Origin of the sequence: Streptomyces thermocarboxydovorans, from assembly GCF_039524635.1 — a bacterium.
Taxonomy (GTDB): domain Bacteria; phylum Actinomycetota; class Actinomycetes; order Streptomycetales; family Streptomycetaceae; genus Streptomyces; species Streptomyces thermocarboxydovorans.
Genome location: NZ_BAAAGU010000145.1, coordinates 1 through 979 on the forward strand (window position 1 = coordinate 1; position 979 = coordinate 979).

At 70.3% G+C, this 979-nt stretch carries 1 protein-coding gene; it reads right to left on the bottom strand.

The window, feature by feature from the left end; genetic code table 11:
• Nucleotides 1-26: 26 nt before the first annotated feature.
• On the bottom strand, nucleotides 27-979 hold a 953-nt coding region (locus ABD198_RS30490), incomplete at its 5' end, for an IS701 family transposase (RefSeq protein ID WP_344007971.1).

Below are 979 nucleotides of genomic sequence, written 5' to 3' on the forward strand. Positions count from 1 at the left end.
CTAGTACTCCAGTGCGGTTTCGTGATCTATCCAGTCGGTTCGTCGCCGGAGCGTCGTCGGTAGTGGCTGCGGCGGGCTGTCGCCTGGTGTTGTCGCCGCCAGTTGGACCAGTGCAGCAGCTTGGCCACTGACACGGTTGGTGGGTTGAAGACGGCGGCGAGTAGGTGTCGGATCTCCGGGACGGTCAGCCTGATCGGGGGGTGGCTGCGGGTGGGGTGGGCCGGCTGGACGGGTCGCTCGGGGGCTGCGCCGGCGGCGAGGGCGGTCAGGAAGGCCAGGGCGAGCATGGCGAGCGTGATGTGCCGGTGCCATGAGGTCCAGTTGCGGACCTGGTAGTGGTCGAGTCCGACCTGGCCCTTGGCGGCCTGGAAGCACTCCTCGACGCTCCAGCGGATGCCGGCGACGCGGACCAGTTCCGCGAGGGTGACTGTGGCGGGTGACCAGCACAGGTAGAAGGCGAGTTCGCCGGTGGTGCGGTTGCGGCGGATGAGCAGGTGGCGGTGTTCGCCGGTGCCGATGTGGATCCAGGCCCAGTCGTAGTGGCGCGGGCCTTTCGCGCCGTTGCCCGCGCTGTGCCGCTGCCAGGCGCCGGCGGGCAGGTATTCGGCGACGGTGTCCGCGCGGGCAGGGGTGCGGCCGTGGTTGATCCGCACCCGTGTCGAGCAGGCAACAGCCATCACGTAGCCGGTGCCGTGTGCCTCCAGGGCGGCGCGAAGCTGAGGGTCCTGCCCGTAGGCTTCGTCGCCGGTCACCCATTGTGCCTTCACCCCGGCATCCAGCGCGGCCGCGATCATCTCCCGGGCCAGGCGGGGTTTGGTCGCGAACTGCACTTCCTCGGGTATCCCGGCCGCCCGGCGGCGCTCGGGATCGCCGCACCAGGACTGTTCCGGCAGGTAGAGCCGGCGGTCGATCAGCGCCCGCCCCCGGCTTGTGGCGTAGGCGAGGAAGACCCCGACCTGGGAGTTCTCAATGCGCCCGG